The organism is Streptomyces niphimycinicus (genome assembly GCF_018883605.1).
GTDB classification, from domain to species: Bacteria; Actinomycetota; Actinomycetes; order Streptomycetales; family Streptomycetaceae; genus Streptomyces; species Streptomyces niphimycinicus.
The window spans coordinates 1-4,660 of sequence record NZ_JAHLEM010001003.1 but is presented as its reverse complement, the minus strand read 5'-3'; the positions used below and the strand labels follow the sequence as shown (position 1 = coordinate 4,660).

Sequence of the window (4,660 nt, the reverse complement as noted above, 5' to 3'; positions counted from 1 at the left end):
GCGCCGGGGCGGGCTCGGGCTGAGCCGCCGGAGCGGGCTCGGCCGCGGGGGCGGGGGCCTCGGCCGGAGCCGCGCCACCGTCGTCGATAACGGCCAGCTCGGCGCCGACCTCGACCGTCTCGTCCTCGGCCACCTTGATGGACGTCAGCACACCGGCCGAAGGGGCCGGGATCTCGGTGTCGACCTTGTCGGTCGACACCTCGAGCAGGGGCTCGTCGGCCTCGACGCGCTCACCTTCGGCCTTGAGCCAGCGGGTGACGGTGCCCTCGGTCACGCTCTCGCCGAGCGCCGGCAGGGTTACGGAAACCGCCATGGTGTTCGGTTGCTCCTTAACGATCTTTGCGGATGGTTCGCGCTCGGGATGATCAGTCGTGGGAGTGCAGCGGCTTGCCGGCCAGGGCCAGGTGGGCCTCGCCGAGCGCCTCGTTCTGAGTGGGGTGGGCGTGGACGAGCTGCGCGACCTCGGCGGGCAGCGCCTCCCAGTTGTAGATGAGCTGAGCCTCGCCGACCTGCTCGCCCATCCGGTCACCGACCATGTGGACGCCGACGACGGCACCGTCCCGTACCTGCACGAGCTTGATCTCGCCCGCGGTCTTGAGGATCTTGCTCTTGCCGTTGCCCGCGAGGTTGTACTTCAGGGCGACGACCTTGTCCGCACCGTACAGCTCCTTGGCCTTGGCCTCGGTGATGCCGACGGAGGCGACCTCGGGGTGGCAGTAGGTCACCCGCGGCACGCCGTCGTAGTCGATCGGAACGGGGTTCTGGCCCGCCAGCCGCTCGGCCACCAGCATGCCCTCGGCGAAGCCGACGTGGGCGAGCTGGAGGGTGGGGACCAGGTCGCCCACGGCGGAGATGGTCGGGACGTTGGTCCGCATGTACTCGTCGACCAGGACATAGCCGCGGTCCATGGCGACCCCGGCCTCCTCGTAGCCCAGGCCCTGCGAGACCGGGCCACGGCCGACGGCCACCAGCAGCAGCTCGGCCTCGAAGGTCTTGCCGTTCTCCAGCGAGACCTTGACGCCGTCGGCGGTGTACTCGACGCCGGAGAAGCGGGAGCCGAGGGAGAAGTTGATGCCGCGCTTGCGGAAGGCGCGCTCCAGCAGCTTGGAGCTGCTCTCGTCCTCGACCGGGACGAGGTGGGGAAGCGCCTCGACGATGGTGATGTCGGCCCCGAAGGACTTCCACGCGGAGGCGAACTCGACGCCGATGACGCCGCCGCCCAGCACGACCGCGGACTTCGGCACGCGGTCCAGCACCAGGGCGTGGTCGGAGGAGATGACGCGGTTGCCGTCGATCTCCAGGCCGGGCAGGGACTTGGGCACCGAACCGGTGGCCAGCAGGATGTGGCGGCCGGTGTAGCGCTCGCCGTTCACATCGACAGAGGTCGGGGAGGACAGCCGGCCCTCACCGGTCACATAGGTGACCTTGCGGGAGGCGACCAGACCCTGGAGACCCTTGTACAGGCCCGAGATCACGCCGTCCTTGTACTTGTGCACACCCTCGATGTCGATGCCCTCGAAGGTGGTCTTCACACCGAATTCCGAGCCCTCGCGGGCCTGATCGGCGAGCTCACCGGCGTGCAGCAGAGCCTTGGTGGGGATGCAGCCACGGTGCAGACAGGTGCCGCCCAGCTTGTCCTTCTCGATCAGGGCGACGTCCAGACCGAGCTGCGCCGCGCGCAGGGCAGCGGCGTAACCGCCGCTACCGCCTCCGAGGATCACTAGGTCGAAAACGGTGCTGGCGTCGTTCGCCACGTCACGTCCTCCATGCATGGTGCGCCGGGGCCGGCCTTGGTCGGCCGGGCGGCGGCGTGTGTTCGGCCGCTTCTTACGTCGGCGGCCCTGGTGTCGGGGGCCCTGTCCTGCCGGGACAACATCTTCGCACTTGTTGGAAGGAGACGGGACGCGGGGCCGCTGTGTGAGAAATCTCCAGACCCCAGTTCAGGGGTTACTCCTGCGTATCCGGAACGCGGAGCCCCGTCGATTTCGTTGAGGGCGAAATCGACGGGACTTTCGGCCCTATGGGCCGGCGGTCGCGATGCGTTGTCGCGGGGCGCCGCTGCGTCGCGGGCGCCGCTGCGTTACGCCGTTGCGTCGCGGTGCTGCGTTACGCCGCTGCGCCGTGGTGCCGCGTCGCGCCGCTGCGTTGCGCTCTGCTCAGCCGAGATCGCCGTCGGCGGCGCGCTCCGCCAGCCGCACCAGGGTGCGGACCGCGGCGCCCGTGCCGCCCTTGGGCGTGTAGCCGAACGGACCGGACTCGTTGAAGGCCGGACCCGCGATGTCCAGGTGGCCCCAGGTGATCCCGTCCGCCACGAACTCCTTCAGGAAGATGCCGGCCACCAGACCGCCACCCATGCGCTCACCCATGTTCGCCAGATCCGCGACCGGGGAGTCGATGCCCTTACGGAGGTGGGTGGGCAGCGGCATCGGCCAGGACGGCTCACCGGCCTCCTCCGCGATCTCGTGCAGCGAGGTGCGGAACGCCTCGTCGTTCGTCATGATCCCGAACGTGCGGTTGCCCAGTGCGAGAACCATGGCGCCGGTCAGCGTCGCCACGTCCACGATCGCGTCCGGCTTCTCCTCACCGGCGCGGGTGATCGCGTCGGCGAGCACCAGCCGGCCCTCGGCGTCGGTGTTGAGCACCTCGACGGTCTTGCCGCCGTACATCGACAGCACATCGCCGGGGCGGGTGGCCGAACCCGACGGCATGTTCTCGGCCAGCGCCAGCCAGCCCGTGAGGTTGACCCGCAGGCCCAGCCTGGCGGCGGCGACGACGGTGGCGAACACGGCGGCGGCACCGCTCATGTCGCACTTCATCGTCTCGTTGTGACCGGCCGGCTTGAGGGAGATGCCGCCCGAGTCATAGGTGATGCCCTTGCCGACCAGGGCGAGCGTCTTCTCCGCCTTGGGGTGGGTGTACGCGATCCGCACCAGCCGCGGCGGGGCGTCCGAGCCCTGGCCCACGCCGAGGATGCCGCCGTAGCCGCCCTTCTTGAGCGCCTTCTCGTCCAGCACCTCGGTCTTGAGACCGTGCTCCTTGGCGGCCGCGACCGCCTCGGCCGCGAAGTCGGCCGGGTTGAGGAGGTTGGACGGGGTGTTGATCAGGTCGCGGGCGCGGTTGATCTCCTCGACCAGGGCGGTGGCACGCTCGACGGCCGCCTTGTACGCCTTGTCTCGCGGCTTGCCGCCGACCAGGGCGACCTCGGCGAGCGGGCCGTCGTTCTTCTTGTCGGTGTTCGCGGCGTTCTTGGCGCTCTTGGCGCTCTTGCCGTCCTTGGCGCCGCCGTTGCCGTTGCTCTTGTCGTACGTGTACGCCCCGAGCAGCGCGCCCTCGGCCACGGCGGCGGCGCCCGCCACGTCCTCGATCGGCAGCGCGAAGGCGCCCTTCTTCGAACCGGACAGCGCGCGGGAGGCCGCGCCCGCGGCCCGGCGCAGCGTCTCGGCGTCATAGCCGTCGTCCTTGGCCGGGACATCGCCCAGCCCGACCGCCAGCACGACCGGGGCCTTGAGGCCGGACGCGGCGGGCAGCTTGGTCACCTCGCCTTCGGCGCCGGTCGCGCCGAGCGTCTCCAGAACGTCGGCCAGCTTTCCGCCGAACGCCTTGTCCACGGCCTCGGCGCCGGCGGCGACGACGGGGCCCTTGGCCCCCTTCGCCACGCCGACGACGACGGCGTCCGCGCGCAGTGCCGCGGCGGACGAGGTGCTGAGAGTCAGAGCAGTCACAGTGGTCGGGTCCCTCTTCCGATAGTTCGTCGGCCGATATGGGTTGTAGGCCGCGCCCCTCCGCATCGTATGCCTAGGCCCCATTTGGGGCTCGGTTCTCCCCCGGCTACCGCTGGGAGGTGCCCAACGGGGGTGCGCCGTCAGGGGTGTGCCCTCAGGGGTGTGCCCTCGGGCTTACCGGATGGAGGTGGCCGGGATAGCCTTCCGCGCGATGGACACCACGCCGGAGCCGCCGCAGTCGCGATCGCAGTCGTCCGCATGCCCGCCGGAGCCCGAACCCGAGAGCACGGAGAGCACGGAGAGCTCCGAGCCTTCCGCCCCCTCCGCCCCCTCCGGGTCCTCTGGGTCCTCCGAGGGGTCGGAGCGCCCGGAACGGCCCGCGCATCCGCCCCGCCCCGCCTACGATCCGCCGCCCGCCCACGCTCCGCGTGCCCCCTGGGCCGACGGGATCCGCTTCGCCTTCGGCACGCTCACGGTGCTGCCCGTACGAGGCACGCGCTGGGACCGGGAGGCGGCGCACGCGGGGATGCTGTGCGCGCCGGTGGCCGGGCTGACGGTGGGGCTGTGTGCGGCGGCGGTGGGTGGGGTGTTGCTGTTCCTGGGCGGTGGGGCGCTGCTGGCGGCCGTCGCCACCGCCGCGATACCCGCCGTACTGACCCGCGGCCTCCATCTCGACGGGCTCGCCGACACCGCGGACGGGCTCGGCAGCGGCAAACCCGCCGAGGACGCGCTGCGCATCATGAAGCGGTCGGACATCGGGCCGTTCGGCGTGATCACGCTGCTGTTCGTCCTGCTCGGCCAGGTGGCGGCGCTGGCCCAGTTGTACGGGCAGAGCTGGGCGCACGGCGCGGTCGGGGCGGCCGTGGCCGGTGTCGCCGCGCGCTGCGCCCTGACACTCGCGGCCCGCGTGGGCGTTCCGGCCGCCCGTCCGGAGGGGC

The 4,660-nt window shown here is 71.4% G+C and carries 4 protein-coding genes; 1 reads left to right on the top strand and 3 read right to left on the bottom strand.

All coding sequences use genetic code 11. From position 1 onward, the window contains the following. From KN815_RS46755 to KN815_RS46745, 3 genes are all read right to left on the bottom strand, one after another. Positions 1–313: biotin/lipoyl-containing protein (locus KN815_RS46755; protein WP_301184711.1), on the bottom strand; the 313-nt coding region annotated here is incomplete at its 3' end. A 52-nt stretch (positions 314–365) separates the two neighbouring features. Continuing rightward, positions 366–1,754, bottom strand: coding sequence for a dihydrolipoyl dehydrogenase (gene lpdA, locus KN815_RS46750; protein WP_216347859.1), 1,389 nt, complete (start codon positions 1,752–1,754; stop codon positions 366–368). Between the two features lie 402 nt (positions 1,755–2,156). After that, positions 2,157–3,722, bottom strand: coding sequence for a leucyl aminopeptidase (locus KN815_RS46745; RefSeq protein ID WP_216347858.1), 1,566 nt, complete (start codon positions 3,720–3,722; stop codon positions 2,157–2,159). 211 nt (positions 3,723–3,933) lie between these two features. Here KN815_RS46745 and KN815_RS46740 point away from each other — a divergent pair. After that, positions 3,934–4,660, top strand: a 727-nt coding sequence (locus KN815_RS46740; RefSeq protein ID WP_253209685.1) for an adenosylcobinamide-GDP ribazoletransferase, incomplete at its 3' end; no start/stop codon positions are given.